Genomic DNA, 18,018 nt, shown 5'->3' with positions numbered 1-18,018 from the left:
TTTTTTCAATGATGATGCCACCTACGCAAATAAAATCGGAACAAAAACCACTTTCCCTAGGTTTTCTCGGACTGGGATGGATCGGTAGGAACCGGATGAAAGCATTGTTGAACAACACCGCTTCAGAGGCTACCATGATCCGGGAGCCCATACCAGAAAATGTGGAGCAGGCCCTGGTACACTGTAAAGATGCCACGATATCGACCTCTTCCGCCGAAATGTTCCAGAATAAAGAACTGGATGGAATAGTCATCGCCACACCGAGTGCCATGCATGCCCAGCAAAGTATAGAGGCACTCCAGTCGGGCAAGGCCGTGTTCTGTCAAAAACCCTTGGGAAGAACAGCCTCGGAAGTGAAAAAAATAATTGCCGCCTCTTTGGAGGCAAATAAACTATTGACCGTGGATTTTTCCTATCGCTATACAGAAGCGCTTCAAACCATACACCGCTTGATCCAAAACAAGGAGCTTGGGAATATTTACAACGTGAACCTGGTATTTCATAATGCATATGGGCCGGACAAAACCTGGTTCTATGATCGCAATAAGTCGGGCGGCGGCTGTGTCATGGATTTGGGCATCCATTTGATCGACCTTGCAATGTGGGTTCTTGGTTTCCCCAAAATTGAAAACCTACAAAGCCATCTTTTTTACCAAGGGGAAAAATTCCCGTCCGGAGAAAATCAAGTAGAGGATTTTGCCCATGTATCCATGACTTCGGAACACGGCACCCTTATCAACCTACAGTGTTCCTGGAATGTTTCCGCTGGAAAAGATGCCGTTATCGAAGCAACGTTTTATGGCACACAAGCCAGTGCCTCCTTCAAGAATATCCAAGGATCATTCTATGATTTCATAGCAGAAAAATATACCGGTACGCAAGCGGAAGTACTGGTAACCCCTCCTGATGAATGGGGCGGTCGTGCCGCAACCGCATGGGCGGAATCGGTACAATCAGGAAACGGTTATGATCACAAATCTGCTGAAGAATATGTGAAGGTGGCCCAAATAATTGACATGATCTATGGAAGATAAAAGTCTAAAAATAGTAATGACAACCGATACCGTGGGCGGTGTATGGAACTATTCCTTGGAACTGTGCCGGGAATTGGGACAGTATGGGGTGCAAGTCCATCTGGTATCCATGGGAGGCTGGCCCTCAGAAACCATGGAAAATGAAGTTTCCAATATTGAAACGGTGACCTTATATAAAAGTGCCTATAAACTGGAATGGATGGAAAACTCTTGGGAAGATGTCAAAAATGCCCAAAAATGGATCATGACCATATACCACACTGTACAACCGGACATTGTCCATTTGAACAACTTCATGAAAATCGAGAACCCCCAAAATTGCCCTGTGGTGACCACGTATCATTCTTGTGTGCATACCTGGTGGCAGGCCGTCAAGGGAAAAACGGCGCCTTCTTCCTGGAACACATACAAGCAATTGGTCAAAACTGCCTTGAATAACTCGAACATGATCATCAGTCCCACTGGAAGTTTCTTGGAGCAAATCAGGCAGGTACACCACCTTGCCCCGAAAACAACTGTGATCAACAATGCCCGGAACATAGCTTTTACGGGAAAGAAAGAAAAAGAACCCTTCATCCTTTGCACAGGAAGAATTTGGGACGAGGCCAAAAACCTGCAAATTCTGTCCAATCTCTCCCAAGAGATACCTTGGCCAATCTATGTGGCAGGGGATCATATAGATCCCGTCAAAGGCAGAAAGACACATTTGGAAAATGTATTCCTTTTGGGAAAACTCCCCTCCAATGAACTCTCCGAGTGGATGCAACGGGCAAGCATCTATCTCAGCCCTGCCAAATATGAACCGTTCGGATTGGCCGTACTCGAAGCGGCAAATGCGGGTTGTGCCTTGGCCTTGAGCAATATTGGCACCTTACGTGAACTTTGGGGAGAGAGTGCGATGTACTTTGACCCTACCGATGCGACCCAAATAAAAAGGGCGCTCCATATGCTGATCCAGAATCCAAATTATAGAAAGCGACTCTCCGAAGCTTCCAAAATGAGGGCAAAAACATACAATGCCCAAAAAATGGGGAAGCAGTACATGGAGATGTACCAACACCTCTTGTCAACCAAAGAATACCAGCTAACCTGTTAAACCCTACATTATGAAAATAGTTATGTTCTATCATTCATTTTATTCTGACTGGAACCATGGTAATGCCCATTTCATAAGAGGTATTGTAAAGGAGCTGGCCAAAAGGGGGCATGAGGTAGAGACCTATGAAGCGGAAGATAACTGGAGCCTTACCAATATGGTCAAGGACCATGGCAGGGGGAAAATGGAGGAATTCAAGTGGTACTACCGCTCATTGGATCCCCAGTTTTATCCCTCCGGCAGAAATTTCATAAAAGACGCCATTCTACGTGATGCCGATTTGGTCATCGTCCATGAATGGAACCCACCTGAACTGGTTGCCAAAATAGGTCAGGAAAAGGAAAAGTATGGGTTTAAGCTCTTGTTCCATGATACACACCATCGTTCGGTAACGGATGAGGAAGCCATGCAGCGGTACAATTTGGACAACTATGACGGAGCCTTGGTCTTTGGGGAGGCCATCAAAAAGATCTACGAGGACAGACAATGGGTGAAGAACGTTTGGACCTGGCATGAAGCGGCCGATGCGGAATTGTTCAAACCCAACAGGGATGAAACAAAAGAAGGTGATCTGGTCTGGATAGGAAATTGGGGTGATGGTGAGCGTACCCTGGAGCTGATGGAATTCTTGGTGCAGCCTATAAAAGATTTGGGGATCAAAGCCAAGGTCTATGGTGTACGTTATCCCGAAGAAGCCCAAAAAATACTCCGTGAAGCAAATATTGAGTATGGGGGGTGGCTCCCCAATTACAGGGTTCCCGAAGTTTTTGCAAAGTATAAGGTGACCGTGCACGTACCGCGTCGACCTTATGTGGAAAAGCTGCCAGGAATCCCAACTATCCGACCTTTTGAGGCCCTTTCTTGTGGCATCCCATTGATTTGCTCCCCATGGAACGATGCAGAACACTTGTTCACTCAAGGAAAGGATTATCTCATGGCGAAAGATGGCAATTCCATGGGGTATATGATAGCCGAAGTTCTGAAAAGTCCCCAGCTTTCCCAAAGTCTTTCACAAAACGGAAGAAAAACCATCTTGGCAAAGCATACCTGTGCCCATAGAGTGGATGAGTTGGAAGAAATAATAAATAAAATCAACTGAGATGAACAAACACAGTGATCACAACAAATTGAACATTGCCATTTTTGGGTCCAGCATCCTCTCCGCCTATTGGAATGGTGCTGCAACCTACTATCGGGGAATAGTCAAGGCCCTGCACAAAATGGGCCATAATGTTACGTTCTATGAACCCGATATCCTGGACCGCCAGGAGCATAGGGACATAGAGGAACCCGACTGGTGCAAGGTGGTAGTGTATCCCGCGGATAAAGTGAACTTAAGAACCTTGCTCGCCAATGTACACCGTTGGGCGAATGTTATCATCAAGACCAGTGGTGTTGGCATCTTTGATGATTTCCTCGAAAAGGAAATCAGCTTGATGAAGGAGAACAATAACCTCATCATTTTCTGGGACGTGGATGCGCCCGCCACATTGGACCATATAGAAAAGGACAAGAGCGATCCCTTTAGGGAATTGATCCCAAAATATGATCTGGTGCTCACCTATGGAGGTGGACAACCGGTCGTGGACGCTTATCTGAACAAGGGGGCCCGGCAATGTGTTCCCATATACAATGCCCTGGACACCAGCACCCATTATAGGGTAAAATCCGAACCCTTGTTCGAAAGCACCCTGGCCTTTTTGGGAAACAGGTTGCCCGACCGGGAAGAAAGGGTAGAGGAGTTTTTTATAAAACCCGCACACAATTTGCCACGTTTCAGATTTTTACTGGGGGGAAGTGGTTGGGAAAGCAAACCCTTGCCCAAAAACATCAGCTACCTCGGGCATATTTATACAAAAGACCACAATGCTTTCAATTCCACGCCCTCAGCAGTGTTGAACATTGCCCGCGCAAGCATGGCAAAGTATGGGTTCTCTCCCGCCACGCGTGTTTTTGAGGCTGCTGGAGCCGCCGCCTGCATTATCACGGATCATTGGGAAGGCATAGAATCGTTCTTCGAGCCAGAAAAAGAAATCCTAGTGGCCGAGGATGGCGAGGCAGTTGAGAGGATACTTACTGAGCTTACCCCCGAAAGGGCAAGAGAGATTGGAGAGGCCGCCCACAGGAAGGTCATGGCGGAACATACGTACGAACATAGGGCCCTGTTATTGGAATCGGTGATATCGGAAAACTGGGCAGCGAACAGAAAACAAACCGTAAACGAATAAGTTATGGACATTGTCATCATAGGATTATCCATTACTTCATCTTGGGGAAATGGACATGCAACCACTTATCGGGCACTGCTGGGCGAACTTTATGCGCAGGGCCATGACATTCTATTTCTCGAAAAGGATGTTCCCTACTATGCAAATAACCGGGACATGCCGCAACCGAGTTTCTGTCAACTGGGGCTCTATAAAGATTATTGGGATCTGATGGAAAAATATGAATCCGAAGTGGTCAATGCGGATGTAGTGATGGTGGGATCCTATGTGTCCAAGGGAGATGAAGTGGGAAGATGGGTCATAGAAAAAGCCAAAGGGATAAAAGCCTTTTATGATATAGACACGCCAGTGACTCTGGCCAAATTGGCCAAAAGGGATTATGAGTACATCGACCCTTATTTGGTGGAAAGATATGACCTCTACCTCTCGTTTTCGGGAGGAAGGGTATTGGATTATCTTGAAAAGCGCTACAATTCACCCCGCGCCAGGGCCTTGTTCTGTTCCGTTGACCCGGAAAAATACTTTCCCCAGCCCAACGAGATCAAATGGCAAATGGGATACTTGGGCACATACAGCCAAGACAGGCAACCGTGGGTCCATACCCTGTTGAACAAACCGGCCGCATATTATCCCGAAGGAAAATTTGCCGTTGTGGGACCCCAGTATCCGCAAGATTTCAAATGGTCATCCAATGTGGAACGGATGGAGCATTTGCCCCCTACCCAGCACAGGGAGTTTTACAATGCCCAAAAATTCACCCTCAATGTGACAAGGGAGAGCATGAAAAAAGTGGGCCATTCACCAAGTGTTCGTTTGTTCGAGGCGGCTGCCTGCGGCGTACCCATTATTTCGGACTATTGGTCAGGTTTGGATGAATTGTTCGAGATCGACAAGGAAATCCTCATTGCAAAAAAAGCTTCGGAGGTTTTGGACCATTTTAAGACCATTGGTGAAGAAGAACGAAAAAAAATCGGGATGAATGCCCGGCGCAAGGTGCTAAAATATCATACGGCCAGATCCAGGGCCAAAGAACTGGAAAGCTATTTTGACGAACTACTTCAACCTTCCAAAATGCAATAAGCCATGACTACAGAACAGCAGATACAGCAACTAAAGCCTTGGTTCCACAATATCCATTTACCGGATGGACACCAAACGGCACCCAACCATTTCCTTGGGGATTTTCCCTCTTTTAAATGGGAAAGGATAAAAGGTTCCATCCCTGAAGATCTCACGGGTTGGAAAGTGTTGGACGTAGGCTGCAATGCTGGATATTATGCTGTTGAGTTGGCAAAACGAGGGGCCCATGTGGTCGGTATCGATTTGGACGACCATTATTTGAAGCAGGCCAAATGGGTGGCCGAGCAGTGCAAGGTCAGTGATAGGATTGAGTTCAAACAAATGCAGGTTTATGATATGGCCCATACCGACGATCAGTATGACCTCATATGGTTCATGGGGGTACTATATCACTTAAGGTATCCTCTCTTCGCTCTCGATATATTGTCCCAGAAAACACGAAAAATGATGGTGGTACAAACCCTAATGGCCCCTGGGGGTGAAAAGTTCCATGCACCAAAAGACATTGGCCTTGATGAACGGGAGATACTGGAACATCCCCATTGGCCCTCCCTATCGTTCATTGAGCATAGCATGGCAGGAGATCCCACCAATTGGTGGGCACCCAACCATTCCGCGGTCCGGGCCATGCTCCGAAGCTGTGGGTTTACCACAACCGCAATGCCTGAAGAGGAAACCTATATCGCGGTAAAGAACGGGAAGGCATCGGTAGCCATGACGGAGTGGAACCATTCGGAATACCTATCTGCCATTGGGAAAAAATGGCAAAAGGAAGTAAAGAAAAAAACAGAGAAACATTAATCCCTAAAATCTAAGAAAATGGAAAAATCGCAAGGACATACCACCACCAACCACAATACCATCAAAAAATGGACTGAAAAAAGGAATGGCGTACCCGCCGTGGTGAAAGACACGGAAAATCGGAAAGGGGAAGATGGGCTGTTAAGAATCAAGTTTTCGGAGAAAAAGGATGATGCCCTGGAACAGATTTCCTGGAACGACTTCTTTGAAATATTTGATAAAAACCAGCTTGAGTTTCTATACCAAGAGGAAACATCTTCAGGCGGTGTGAGCCGTTTTTTTAAGTTCTTGGAAAAGGGTCCGAACACCTAAATGAAAAAGCATGAAAAAGAAACGCGTATTGATCACAGGAGCGGCAGGCTTCATAGGGTCACATTTATGTGACCACCTCATTGGAAAGGATTATGAGGTAATCGGGGTGGATAATCTAATAACCGGTAGTCTGAAGAATATTGAACATCTCTTCCCACTCCCCAGCTTCAAGTTTTATAACCACGACATCACCACATTTATCCATGTAAAGGGACCTCTGGATTACATTTTACATTTTGCTTCACCCGCAAGTCCCATAGATTACCTCAAAATCCCGATACAGACACTTAAAGTGGGCTCCATTGGAACTTACAACCTATTGGGTTTGGCCAAGGAAAAAAATGCAAGGATCCTAGTGGCCTCCACTTCCGAAATCTATGGGGACCCATTGGTACATCCCCAGACCGAAGAATATCATGGCAATGTGGACACATTGGGACCGCGCGGTGTCTATGACGAAGCAAAGCGTTTTCTGGAATCCATAACCATGGCTTACAATAGGTTCCATGGAGTCGATACGAGGATTGTCCGCATTTTCAACACCTATGGCCCCCGAATGCGCCTCAATGATGGGAGGGTGATCCCGACTTTTATTGCGCAAGCCTTAAAGAACGAACGGTTCACCATTTTCGGGGATGGTCAGCAGACCCGATCATTCTGCTACATAGATGATCTGGTCGAGGGGATATACAGGTTATTGATGAGTGATTACAATTATCCGGTGAACATTGGGAATCCTGAAGAGATCACCATAACCCAATTGGCCCATGAAATAGCGGCCATTGCGAACCTCAAGTGCGAAGTGATTAAAAAGCCCATGTCGAAGGGCGATCCTGTCAGAAGAAAACCAGATATATCAAAGGCTGTCAACATACTGGATTGGCTTCCTTCCACTACTCGGGAAGTAGGCCTGAAAAAGACATTCCATTACTTTAAAAGACAACTTGAAATGGAATTGGTCGCCACAACCCCTAGGGATTTTTCATTGTACAACAAGAAATAAGGTAAGATGGTGAAACAGATAAAACATATCAATAAACTACATAAAGTACTTGGTGGGATAGATTCCGGACAGCTTCCGGTGCCATATGGAAAGAACGGCATCATTCGTTCCCAGGTCAGACCCCGAGACAGCCCGGAGCAGTAGCGAAACAAAATCTCATTTGGTTGAGTACACTAATTATATAACCCTTTAAAATCCAATAGTATGAAGATTATCAAAGTTATCGAAGTAATTGCCAATTCAGAGACAGGTTTTGACGATGCGGCCGAGAATGCAGTAAAGGAAGCATCCAAAAGCATCCAAAACATCCAGTCCATTTACATCAAGGAGATGAAGGCCAAAGTGGAGAATAATCGGATTACCTCCTATGGGGTGATCGCGAAAATTTCATTTGCTGTGGAAAATGAGAAATAATCTCATCCATTGCACAGACCAATAAGCGAAAAAAGGATTGGAAAATATTCTTTCTTCGCTTTTGTAGCAATGGCCATCGTGCCTGTCGACCACGTTTCTTTTAAATGGCCCTACAGCCCAATGACATACAACATGCCAGAAATTCATAGCTTCATGCTTAAATATAGGAATAGGGGCCTGTTTGGACAGACCGCCACCAAACCCTTTGACCCTAGTGGAAATGAAGGTACACCGTGGAAGTTCGGCCGGTCTCCAAAATAACTGGTGAACGATCTCAAAAAAATGGGACCTACCTATATAAAGCTCGGCCAATTATTGTCCACCAGACCGGATCTACTTCCTGAAGCTTACCTGACCGCGCTGTCCGATCTACAGGACAATGTCTCCAAAGTAAGTTATGACGATGTGAAGAAAACGATTGAAAACGAACTGAAAACCGACATTGATAAGGTGTTCAGGGAGTTCCAAGAAGAGCCCCTAGCCTGTGCATCCATCGGACAGGTCCACAAAGCAGTTCTATTTTCAGGGGAAAAAGTCGCCGTGAAAGTCCAACGACCTGGTATAAGGGAGCAGTTCATGGAAGACATTCGAATCCTTGAGAACATAATCGGTCTGGCCATAAAACATACCAAAGTGGCAAGGAAATATGCTTTTGATGATATACTCGATGAGCTACGGAAAGTACTGCTGCAAGAATTGGATTATGAACTGGAGCGAAGAAACCTTATTACCCTTCACCATAACTTAATGGGATATAAGGAATTGACCGTTCCCATGCCCTTTACGGAATTTTCTTCCCTTCGTGTCCTTACCATGCAGTTTGTGGAAGGGGCAAAAATTACCACGGTTCCCATAACCACCATGAAATGTGATCCCGTAGCGTTGGCCCACCAACTCGTAAGTGCCTATCTTCAGCAAATACTCAGGGACGGTTTTGTACACGTTGACCCCCATCCAGGGAATGTTCTCTATACCTCCGACCATCGAATAGCTTTGATTGATTTGGGGATGACGGCAAGGTTTTCCGCAGAGATGCAAGAATATCTGATGCAATTGTTACTTGCCATTACCAATAACAATGCCCAGGAGACAGCCGACCTCTTGGTTGAGATGAGTGAACTGCACAGTGACATCAATATACACGCCTTTAAGAAAAGGATCATTTCCCTTGTGGTGAACCATCCATTGGGGGCCCATGGAGAGATGGAAGTAGGGAAGCTACTGGTCCAATTGAACCATATAGCGGGCGAACATTATGTGAAATTGCCCATGGACATCAATATTCTGGGAAAAGTAATGCTGAACCTTGAACAGATTATCATCACCCTGCATCCGACTTTTGATATCAAAAAAGCAATTGAAAAAAATCTAGTGAAAATCCTTAAGGACAGTTTGAAGGATGAATTGGAGCTCAAAAAATGGGTGCCGTTGTTGGTAGAGGCCAAAAGATTGGCACATCATCTTCCCAAGCGGATGAACGATATATCCAAAAATTTTGCGAACAATGATTTTAAGATAAAAATAGAGGCCATCAATGAAAAACGTGTTACAGATGGTTTTCAGAAAGTGGCCAATAGAATAGCCCTGGGTCTGATCATAGCTGCCATGATCATGGGGGCATCCATGCTCATGAGGGTGCCTTCGGACTTTGTTGTTTTCGGGTACCCAGGGCTTGCTATGATATTTTTTTTGCTGGCTGCCCTTGGGGGGATCATACTTTCGCTGATCATAATCTTTAAAGACGAGGACTGATGCCGATGTTCTTGCAACCATCTACCAGTTTGTACAATGGAACCTAAAAATGAAAACAATGAAAAATGTACTTGCCTTTGGTAGGCCATAAGCCAAGTTCTTCTAATCTCAAACAAGTTGAAGAATGCGAAAAGAACAAGAGATCAAAACAATAAAAAGTATGGTGGTTATGTTCAATATCTATGTTTTGTCCACCCTTTTCTAAACCATTTCCATTACACAATATCGTCCACAATACTCTTGAAAAGTCCATGAATGTGTTAGACTCATAATTATCACTTTTATCAAGAATCTGGTTCAGGCTTTTATTTAATTCCGATTTATTAGGTCCACTTATTTGTCTCCATCGGGAACTAAGGGCCTTCAGGGTAATTCAATCAGTTTTCCAATGGTCGTTTTTTTGAATGTCTCGTGCAGGGATTCAGGAGTCGCACCTTACCCTAACCCCTCAGAAACCAGTAGTTTTTGATGGTGTGAAATTAATTGTTCAAGTACTTTTTCGTTATTCTCCTTGGGGCGCAGGTACAATGCATAATCTCAATTTCAATGGTTGGACTCTTCATCATATATTGGAAATCGTTTATATGAACTTTGACCTAGTTTTGTGTCCAGCTTCTCAACAAAACAATCTCCCATGAATACCACTAATCTTAAGGCGCTGAAAATCAAAAAAAATATAACTTCCATAAGTTTTGCCGTTGGATGTGCCGATTGGAATAAGTAAGGGGCAATATCTGGTTCTGGTTAAAGGTTGGGATAATGAAAATCGACTATATAAGTTTTAAAGGATGGAATGTCAGTCCTATCTCTTGTAAGAGTCATGATATAACCCATAACGGCAATAATTCCCCATGCCAAGTTGATGAAAAGCTCGGCCCATGCCGAATAGAAGGCACCATTTGCGACAAAGAGGATGCTTCCGGCTATGTTGTACCAATGGCAGAAGTGAATATGTGGTAGGAACCGTGGAAAGGGGAACTTTTCAGGAACCCAAGCATTATTATAGGCCCATCCCTGCGGCAGAAAAAGCATTGAACTCCAATTTGGAACAAGTTTTTGGTTGGGATTGATTCAGTTTAGTAGTTTGATTGGCATTGAGAGAAAAGGAGGGGCTTGCCCCTCCTTTTTCATTAAAAAACTGCATTATCCCAAATGGGATGCTATCCATTGGAGACCAATCCTTCCACGAACAGGAGGAAAAAAACAATCACACCCAACAAAATGATCGCCATAATAATGGTTGTCAAGGGAAACCTGTTCTTATCGCTGTTGGTCGTCTGGTTTCTAAAGTGGGCTCCTTTTCGCCCCTTGGTGGGCATGGGCGCACTATCTTCTGCTTTCCAGTTTGTTTTTTTTCCTTTTTTCTCCATTTCTATTTTTTTAATGCATTGGTTCGGGGGCATACCTTTTTTGACTGTTCCTAAAGGAATCCATCAATTATTGCGAAGGGCATGGATCAGTTCCTTCTTGCTCATTTTTGAACGGCCCTCGATACCTACCTTTTTGGCTTGTCCATAAAGGTCTTCTTTGGTCCATTCTTCATATTTGGGAGACTTTCCACCTTTCTTCCCAGAATCTGGAGTGTTGGCGATACGGGCAGCTTTCTGTTTGCTGTACCCTTTGTCTCGTAGTGCTTCATACTTGTCCTCGTCTTTTATTCTTGGATTTGGCATAACCTTGATTTTTTAAGTTTGAATTGACCACCGATACCTTACGTGTCAACGAATGAATTGGAATACTTGGCGACATTATAATCCCAAATGTTCGCTTTTCCGACAATGGGCGGTCTTCGTTCCATGTGTTCACTTTAGTGAAAGTTAGCGATGGGGTGGGGGAAGGACTGACTTGAACCGAACAAAAATTGCCTCAATCCCATGTTGGCATGGCAAAAAAGGTTTTAGAATCGGAACTTGATGGAGAAAGACATTCCGAATCTCATTAAACACTCAATCATGGAAAAATGGTTTGATTCCTCGTTGACCTCCCTATTACCCATTGCACTTTCTGCCTTGGGGATCTATGTGGCGGTCATCATATATACACGCATCTTTGGGAAGCGCAGTTTCTCCAAGATGTCCAGTTTCGACTTTGCAATGACAGTGGCCGTAGGCTCCATCATCGGCACAACGGTACTCAGCCCGTCGGTGGACCTTCTTCAAGGGGCGGTTGGGCTTCTTGTCGTGTATGTACTTCAATGGACAGCGGCCATGTTACGGCATAACAAGCATTTTCAGGATGCCATTGACAATACGCCCTTGTTGCTCATGGACGGCCAGAAAATCCTGTACGATAATTTGAAAAAGGCACGGCTCACCGAATCGGACCTAAGGTCCAAGCTGCGGGAGGCCAATGTGATTGAATTGGGGGATATTCGGGCCGTTGTCTTTGAAACCACTGGAAATATATCCGTGCTCCATTCCAATGATGGCAGCAAGAAATTGGATGTGTGGCTCTTAAAGGATATAAAAGTGAAATAGGCTATGGGATGGACCGAAATATTGGGGCTTGCCGCCGGTATCTGTACCACCTCGGCAGTGATCCCCCAAATACAGAAAGCTTGGCGTACCAAAAAAGTGGAAGATGTTTCCCCCTTCATGTTCGGGATCCTTATCCTGGGAGTGGGAATGTGGGTGTTGTACGGAATCATTAAAAATGACCTTCCCATCATTGCCACCAATGGACTTTCCCTCGGGCTCAATATCATCATGTTGTACCTCATGGTACGCTATAGAGACCAAGATTGAAAAAACATCATTTTTGGTAAGAGCTGTCAAAACAGGGAATTAGAGTTCAAATGTCCCATTGCCCATATAGATGCCGCAAATTGACTGTGGGGGGATGGGGAAGTCTGGGCTAATTTTTGTCGTAATCGTGTCAATTTCACGCAAGGCACTGCCGTAAATTAAAATCATTGTTGAACAGACTGGCATGCATAGAAAAAAGCAAGCATGGGACCGAACCCCAAAGGCATCTTTTTCTATGACCACAAGTGGTGGCACCTAAAAACAAGGTGGAACATGCCATAATCAATATATGAATCAACGCTATGGAAATTGAAGAAAAAGATACCCACATACAGGCAGTGACACAGCAGTTCAAAGAGTTCATCTTGGAGAAGGACCATCCCTGTATTATGGCGCAGACGGTATTTACAATGGATGAGGTGTCCCTTAACTGCTACACTGGATTGGGCACCGAAGCAACGGCAAAAAAAATTTGGGAAGATCTAAAACAGTATCTTGAAGGATATGATTTTGAAGGGAACAACTTCCAGACATTTATTGCTACCTTCCCCACTACCGAGGTATTTTCGGAGAAGGAGTTTGAGGAATTGTTGTGGAAGCAACTCCAATGGCTCCATAAGGTGGACAGTCAACCCTGGGATCCCTCGGTGAGCAGTGATCCCACGAGCAGCAAGTTCAGTTTTAGTGTGGCCGGAAAGGCATTTTATATCGTGGGAATGCATCCCAAGAGTTCACGGCTGGCGCGCCAGGCACCCTTTCCCACCTTGGTGTTCAACCTACATTGGCAGTTTGAAAAATTGCGTGAAATGGGAACATATCGACGTGTGCGGAACACCATACGCAAGCGTGATAAAAAACGTCAGGGTTGTATCAATCCCATGCTCCAAGATTTTGGAAATGACACTGAAGCAAGGCAGTACAGCGGGAGAAAGATTGAAAAAAACTGGAAATGTCCCTTTCACCATAACCCATAAAGAGGACGCCAGTTCCTTTTAATAGCTATGGAAAAACCAGTCGGTTATGGATGGACAGACACCTTCTTGAAGCGAACATTGGGAATGGGAGTGCAAAGAGCAATCGAAATCAAGGCTTATGATCGGAAAAATTCAAAAACAATCGGGAACAGCTTTCCAACTATACAAGGGTGATAAACTAAAAGTGATCGACCCAGAGGGGCAACAAGTGAGCGATATGGTACTGTTCAATGCAAAGGATATCCGGGAAAAGCTCTCATCGGGCAAGACAATGGATTTTGAAGAGTCGATATTGATCACCAAAGGAAATTTCTTGTGGAGCAATCGAAGCCAAAAAATGATGAAGATAATCGAGGACACGAATGGTAGGAACGATTTTTTGCTGGCACCCTGCAGCCCCGAAACCTTCCAGATCATGTACAAAGATCCTAACTATCACCCCAGTTGCTTCGAAAATCTAAGCACAAGCTTAAGCTCCTTCAACATCCAACCTGACGATATACCTACGGCCTTCAATATTTTTATGAACGTTCAATTTTCAGAAAACGGCAAACTTAGCGTGGAGAAACCATTGAGCAAGGCAGGTGATTATGTAGTACTGGAAGCACAAATGGATTTGATAGTCGGGCTTACCGCATGTGCTGCAGAAGACAGCAATAATGGAACGTTCAAGCCCATTCATTATGAGATGATTCCGAAGACCTTAAAAACGGAGGGATTTTAGGGAAGAGACCGGCATGATGGTGACATCGTGTATTTTCCAATGGAGCGCCTTGATATGGGACACCCCCTCCTCAAATTGGGAACCAAAAACAGTGTCCTGCATGGGAATGATATACACCTCCCCAAAATATACCTGCCCGTTTTCCCGAAAGCGCACTTCCGAATCCCTTACCCAATCCCAACTTGCCACTTCATGCGCTATTTCATCAACAAGTTGGTCCTTTTTTCGATCAGAAACACGTACAGGTTGTCGGTCCATAAGGTCCTCAATGGCACTGGAGAGGTGTTGGAACCCGTCCTTAATCACTGAAATGGATATGATCAGGGCAGTAGTGGCATCGGCCCACCAAAGCCCAGCGCCCACCCCCAGGATACCGATAATGGCAGCAAAAGCGGTCATATAATCGGCCTTTTGGGCCTTTGCGTCCGCAAAAAGTATCTTATTGTGGAGTTTTTTTGCCAAGGGCATTTTTCGCAACCCTAGAAGCATGGCCGGTAACGAACTGTAAATGAGTACCAAGATCATCACCCATCCCATCCAAAGCTGTTCTCCAAAGAACACCATGGTACCGATTGTGGGCCGTTCACCATGTATCAAAGATATGGAGGAATCAATGCATAGATAGGCGCCCATTCCGAACAAAGCGACCGACCCTGTCAAAAAAGCAATGCTGAAGACCCGGTGGTAGCCATACTGGAACGTCTTGTTGCGGGGTTTGTCATAAATGCCCGAAGCAATCAAAAAGGCAGTGGCGGGCAGCAAACTCAATGCATCCTCCAGCCAAGCGGTCTTCATGGCCTGGGAAGATCCCATCGTCACATACATAAGAGCGACCACTGTGGAGAGATAGGCCAAGGTGATCCATTCCAGTTTTCTGGCTTTTTTCAAGATGGGCACCAAATGATCGGGCAATTCGTATTCCTCTTTATTTTGCTCCATGTTGTTTGTTTTGGATAAAGAATCTCTCAAGGGTATAGACCAGTCGGTTTTCGCCTTTCGGCACAAAAAACACATGGGCACTGTCATAGGGTTGTGTCATTCCCACTTCCTTTTTCCAAACGGTTTTTTTCTTGAACCCGCCCACAACAATGTCCAACTCATACTTGCTGAGTTTTTTGATGAGGTCTGTTTCATTACCAGTTTCAAAATGATGGTCGAGGTTTTCTTTTTTACAGAATTGTTCCAACAGCGTTATCTCCGTTCCCGAAAATGAGCTGTCCCGGATAAGGGTGAAAGGAGGGTTTTGGACCACCCCGATAGCAAGACCTTCTACCTTGGCATTTGAGAAAGTATGCTGTGGATCTTTTGGGAAGGTACAGGCCATTAAAAACAGGATTGTGCATGTCGCCATCTTACCTATAGCTTTCATCGTTGTACTCTATCTAAATTTTCTTTGTCGTTCAGGCTCTTACCGCTGCCATATCCCTCAAATCCTTTATTACAGATTCCTGAATACATGCACGATAAAAATTTTCTTTATGGAAGTACTGGGGCCTTTTACGGCAGGCCAGGACTTGGATCTACCAGCGACCTTCTGATGAAGCTGATGATCCTCGGAATAAAACTAGTTACAAAGATTTCTTACCATTGACCAATTTGATAAACTTTTTGACTGGAAACCATATGCGGATTCTTTTGGAGCAGTTTTCTTGGGGCGGGGCATACATTTGGAACAGCTGTTGATCCATAAGTTATGCGGATAGTTGAAAACCCTTTTGCAACACACTCTGTTTGACGGATTTGCCCCTTATTTATTACGGCAATTTTTAAATGGATACGACCGGTCACCATCCCGGGCTTTGATTACTTTTCACATGAACTTAAAAATACACGATATGAAAAAGCTAGGATTAATATTGACGACGGTCGCTTTAATGGCCATGACCACCTATTCCTGTAGGGAAAGAAACCCCAAAGACCCCAGGGTCGAGGACAATATGCAAGGAGTCCAGGAAAGCCAAGAGGAAAGTAGTGAAAAATATGACGAATGGTCAGGAAGGGACGAAGCAGACAAGCAAAGGGACACTACCTATGCTGAGGGAGACACCATACATCGCGATTCCACGCAACTTCGCAGATAACCCCTAGCGGTATAGTAGTCGATAGCTCCGCACTTGATATAGGGTCATGGCATTTTCCGAAATACCATGACAGATTTTCCATGGCCTTAAATGGACAATAAAAGCAAAGAATTTGGATAACATGAAAGAGAGAATGCACAGCTCAGCCCCAAGAGCAGGAAATGAAAGTAAGGAAATTATAGTGATAACCGGTAGTAGTGGACTCATTGGGTCCGCATTGATAAAACGGTTGGCCAACAAGTATAGGATCATTGGGTTGGACAGGGTAGGGCCGCCCTACCCACCCGTGGAGGCCGAGTGCGTGAGTTTTGACATCACCGATGAAAAATCCATCAAGGCAGCCATGGAGCGTATCCGATATGGCCATGGCGACAAGATTGTTTCGGTGGTCCATTTGGCCGCGTATTACGATTTTGGTCAAAAGGACAGCCCCAAATACCATGAAATCAATGTGAAGGGAACGGAAAATTTCTTGCGGGAATTGCAAGATTTTGAAGTGGGCCAATTCCTTTTTTCAAGCTCCAACCTCATCTATAAACCCACGGAACCGGGCATCAAGATCAATGAGGATTGCCCAGTGGAGGCCAATTGGGGCTATCCGGAATCCAAAGTGCTCACAGAGGACCTCATCAGGGAGAATAACTATGACATCCCTGCGGTTTTTTTGAGAATAGCCGGGGTCTATACTGATTATGGCCACTCCATCCCCATCACCCAACAGATCAAGCGGATTTACGAAAAAGAACTGCTCAGTCATTTTTACTCCGGGGATGTCAACCATGGCGACGTTTTTGTCCATTTGGAAGACGTGGTCGATGCCATGGAAAAAGCTATAGAGAAACGGCACGACCTGCCCAACGAAATTGCCCTGAACATTGGTGAACCCACATCCCCGACCTATCAAGAACTACAGGATGCCATTGGCAACCTATTGCACGGAAAGGACTGGGAAACCTATGAAATGCCAAAGGCTTTGGCCAAGGCAGGGGCTTGGGCCCGTGACCTGGTGAGCGACCCGTTCATCAAACCTTGGATGATCGATAGGGCAGGAGCCCATTACGAACTCGATGTTTCGAGGGCCAAGGAATATTTGGATTGGCAACCCAACCATAGGGTAATGGACGTTTTGCCCAGCATGATCAAAAACCTTAAGGCAGATCCCGAGGCTTGGTACCAAAAAAACAATCTCGAGTAGGCATGAGGGATAAAGGAGCACACATTCCCCCCGGTTGGGACTACAATCCTGCCACATGGGCCCAACGTATTCCCATCATCATCCTGGCCATAGTGGGGTTTGGCATAGCAGCATACCTTTCCCTATATCAACTGGAGTATGTGGATACGGTGTGGGAGCCCTTCTTTGGGGATGGTAGCACCACTATTTTGAACTCAAAAATTTCCCACATATTACCCATTCCAGATGCAGCACTGGGTGCCATAGGTTATTTGGTGGATGCTGTTGCAGGGCTCATCGGCGGCACCCACCGCTGGCGGAAAATGCCTTGGATCGTCATCGTGTTCGGACTTGCCGTTGGCCCGTTGGGGTTTGTCAGCGTCATGCTGGTCGTGTTCCAACCTGTCCTTTTTTCCGCATGGTGTTCCCTCTGTTTGGCCTCTGCAATAATTTCAATTGTCATGATCGGTCCCGCCATGGATGAGATGTTGGCCAGTTTACAATACATACAAAGGGCAAAAAAATCTGGCGCGTCCACTTGGAAAGTATTTTGGGGCATTGGGGATGAAACAGAGAAGGTGGCATAATATGAATCACACTA

Annotated in this window: 22 protein-coding genes; 18 read left to right on the top strand and 4 right to left on the bottom strand. The window is 45.3% G+C overall.

Annotated elements, in window-relative coordinates; genetic code table 11:
- Window positions 1-8: 8 nt before the first annotated feature.
- The 11 genes from SD450_RS18040 (at window position 9) to SD450_RS17990 (ending at window position 10,790) form a co-directional block, all read left to right on the top strand.
- Window positions 9-1,034 carry a Gfo/Idh/MocA family protein gene (locus SD450_RS18040; RefSeq protein ID WP_318345778.1) on the top strand — a complete coding sequence of 342 codons (1,026 nt, stop codon included), beginning with the start codon at window positions 9-11 and terminating at the stop codon, window positions 1,032-1,034.
- A gap of 16 nt (window positions 1,035-1,050) precedes the next feature.
- On the top strand, window positions 1,051-2,130 hold the full coding sequence (locus SD450_RS18035; RefSeq protein ID WP_318345777.1) for a glycosyltransferase: 1,080 nt from the start codon (window positions 1,051-1,053) through the stop codon (window positions 2,128-2,130).
- 10 nt (window positions 2,131-2,140) lie between these two features.
- Entirely contained in the window at window positions 2,141-3,229 is a 1,089-nt protein-coding gene (locus SD450_RS18030) for a CgeB family protein (protein ID WP_318345776.1), read from the top strand.
- Window position 3,230: 1 nt separating this feature from the next.
- Window positions 3,231-4,358: a CgeB family protein gene (locus tag SD450_RS18025; protein WP_318345775.1), complete on the top strand. Its 1,128-nt coding sequence runs from the start codon at window positions 3,231-3,233 to the stop codon at window positions 4,356-4,358.
- A gap of 3 nt (window positions 4,359-4,361) precedes the next feature.
- On the top strand, window positions 4,362-5,438 hold the full coding sequence (locus SD450_RS18020; protein ID WP_318345774.1) for a CgeB family protein: 1,077 nt from the start codon (window positions 4,362-4,364) through the stop codon (window positions 5,436-5,438).
- A gap of 3 nt (window positions 5,439-5,441) precedes the next feature.
- On the top strand, window positions 5,442-6,239 hold the full coding sequence (locus SD450_RS18015; protein ID WP_318345773.1) for a TIGR04290 family methyltransferase: 798 nt from the start codon (window positions 5,442-5,444) through the stop codon (window positions 6,237-6,239).
- A gap of 18 nt (window positions 6,240-6,257) precedes the next feature.
- Window positions 6,258-6,551, top strand: coding sequence for a hypothetical protein (locus SD450_RS18010; RefSeq protein ID WP_318345772.1), 294 nt, complete (start codon window positions 6,258-6,260; stop codon window positions 6,549-6,551).
- A 10-nt stretch (window positions 6,552-6,561) separates the two neighbouring features.
- Window positions 6,562-7,554, top strand: a complete 993-nt coding sequence (locus tag SD450_RS18005; RefSeq protein WP_318345771.1) for a UDP-glucuronic acid decarboxylase family protein — start codon at window positions 6,562-6,564, stop codon at window positions 7,552-7,554.
- Between the two features lie 204 nt (window positions 7,555-7,758).
- On the top strand, window positions 7,759-7,968 hold the full coding sequence (locus SD450_RS18000) for a dodecin family protein (RefSeq protein ID WP_318345770.1): 210 nt from the start codon (window positions 7,759-7,761) through the stop codon (window positions 7,966-7,968).
- Between the two features lie 264 nt (window positions 7,969-8,232).
- A complete protein-coding gene (locus tag SD450_RS17995) occupies window positions 8,233-9,720 on the top strand; it encodes an ABC1 kinase family protein (protein WP_318345769.1) in 1,488 nt (495 codons plus the stop codon).
- 878 nt (window positions 9,721-10,598) lie between these two features.
- Window positions 10,599-10,790 carry a hypothetical protein gene (locus SD450_RS17990; RefSeq protein WP_318345768.1) on the top strand — a complete coding sequence of 64 codons (192 nt, stop codon included), beginning with the start codon at window positions 10,599-10,601 and terminating at the stop codon, window positions 10,788-10,790.
- A 90-nt stretch (window positions 10,791-10,880) separates the two neighbouring features.
- On the opposite strand, the gene SD450_RS17985 is transcribed toward SD450_RS17990, so the two are convergent.
- Together SD450_RS17985 and SD450_RS17980 are read right to left on the bottom strand one after the other, a co-directional pair.
- Window positions 10,881-11,090, bottom strand: coding sequence for a hypothetical protein (locus tag SD450_RS17985; RefSeq protein WP_318345767.1), 210 nt, complete (start codon window positions 11,088-11,090; stop codon window positions 10,881-10,883).
- A gap of 63 nt (window positions 11,091-11,153) precedes the next feature.
- Window positions 11,154-11,393 carry a DUF7218 family protein gene (locus SD450_RS17980; protein WP_318345766.1) on the bottom strand — a complete coding sequence of 80 codons (240 nt, stop codon included), beginning with the start codon at window positions 11,391-11,393 and terminating at the stop codon, window positions 11,154-11,156.
- Between the two features lie 279 nt (window positions 11,394-11,672).
- Here SD450_RS17980 and SD450_RS17975 point away from each other — a divergent pair, with 279 nt between their 5' ends.
- The 4 genes from SD450_RS17975 (at window position 11,673) to SD450_RS17960 (ending at window position 14,162) form a co-directional block, all read left to right on the top strand.
- Window positions 11,673-12,197 (top strand): DUF421 domain-containing protein, encoded by a 525-nt coding sequence (locus SD450_RS17975; protein WP_318345765.1) that lies wholly within the window; start codon window positions 11,673-11,675, stop codon window positions 12,195-12,197.
- Window positions 12,198-12,200: 3 nt separating this feature from the next.
- Window positions 12,201-12,464 (top strand): SemiSWEET family sugar transporter, encoded by a 264-nt coding sequence (locus tag SD450_RS17970; protein ID WP_318345764.1) that lies wholly within the window; start codon window positions 12,201-12,203, stop codon window positions 12,462-12,464.
- A gap of 302 nt (window positions 12,465-12,766) precedes the next feature.
- A complete protein-coding gene (gene gntA, locus SD450_RS17965) occupies window positions 12,767-13,438 on the top strand; it encodes a guanitoxin biosynthesis heme-dependent pre-guanitoxin N-hydroxylase GntA (protein ID WP_318345763.1) in 672 nt (223 codons plus the stop codon).
- Between the two features lie 118 nt (window positions 13,439-13,556).
- Complete coding sequence (locus SD450_RS17960; RefSeq protein ID WP_318345762.1) at window positions 13,557-14,162, top strand: urea carboxylase-associated family protein; 606 nt, start codon at window positions 13,557-13,559, stop codon at window positions 14,160-14,162.
- Here SD450_RS17960 and SD450_RS17955 read toward each other — a convergent pair.
- Window positions 14,142-15,101: a cation diffusion facilitator family transporter gene (locus SD450_RS17955; protein ID WP_318345761.1), complete on the bottom strand. Its 960-nt coding sequence runs from the start codon at window positions 15,099-15,101 to the stop codon at window positions 14,142-14,144. The two genes, SD450_RS17960 and SD450_RS17955, sit on opposite strands and share 21 nt — an antisense overlap.
- Entirely contained in the window at window positions 15,088-15,513 is a 426-nt protein-coding gene (locus tag SD450_RS17950; protein WP_318345760.1) for a transporter substrate-binding domain-containing protein, read from the bottom strand. The genes SD450_RS17955 and SD450_RS17950 overlap by 14 nt, the downstream gene beginning before the upstream one ends.
- 484 nt (window positions 15,514-15,997) lie before the next feature.
- On the opposite strand from SD450_RS17950, the gene SD450_RS17945 reads away from it, so the two are divergent.
- The 3 genes from SD450_RS17945 to SD450_RS17935 all read left to right on the top strand — a co-directional run bounded on the left by SD450_RS17945 (window position 15,998) and on the right by SD450_RS17935 (window position 18,004).
- Window positions 15,998-16,243 (top strand): hypothetical protein, encoded by a 246-nt coding sequence (locus tag SD450_RS17945; protein WP_318345759.1) that lies wholly within the window; start codon window positions 15,998-16,000, stop codon window positions 16,241-16,243.
- A 121-nt stretch (window positions 16,244-16,364) separates the two neighbouring features.
- Window positions 16,365-17,438, top strand: coding sequence for an NAD-dependent epimerase/dehydratase family protein (locus SD450_RS17940; RefSeq protein WP_318345758.1), 1,074 nt, complete (start codon window positions 16,365-16,367; stop codon window positions 17,436-17,438).
- Between the two features lie 2 nt (window positions 17,439-17,440).
- Window positions 17,441-18,004, top strand: coding sequence for a vitamin K epoxide reductase family protein (locus SD450_RS17935; RefSeq protein WP_318345757.1), 564 nt, complete (start codon window positions 17,441-17,443; stop codon window positions 18,002-18,004).
- Window positions 18,005-18,018: the final 14 nt, after the last annotated feature.

This window comes from Flagellimonas baculiformis, from assembly GCF_033441575.1.
Taxonomy (GTDB): Bacteria; Bacteroidota; Bacteroidia; order Flavobacteriales; family Flavobacteriaceae; genus Flagellimonas; species Flagellimonas baculiformis.
Note: the sequence above shows the minus strand (reverse complement) of the source record. Positions and strands in the feature narration are given on the sequence as shown.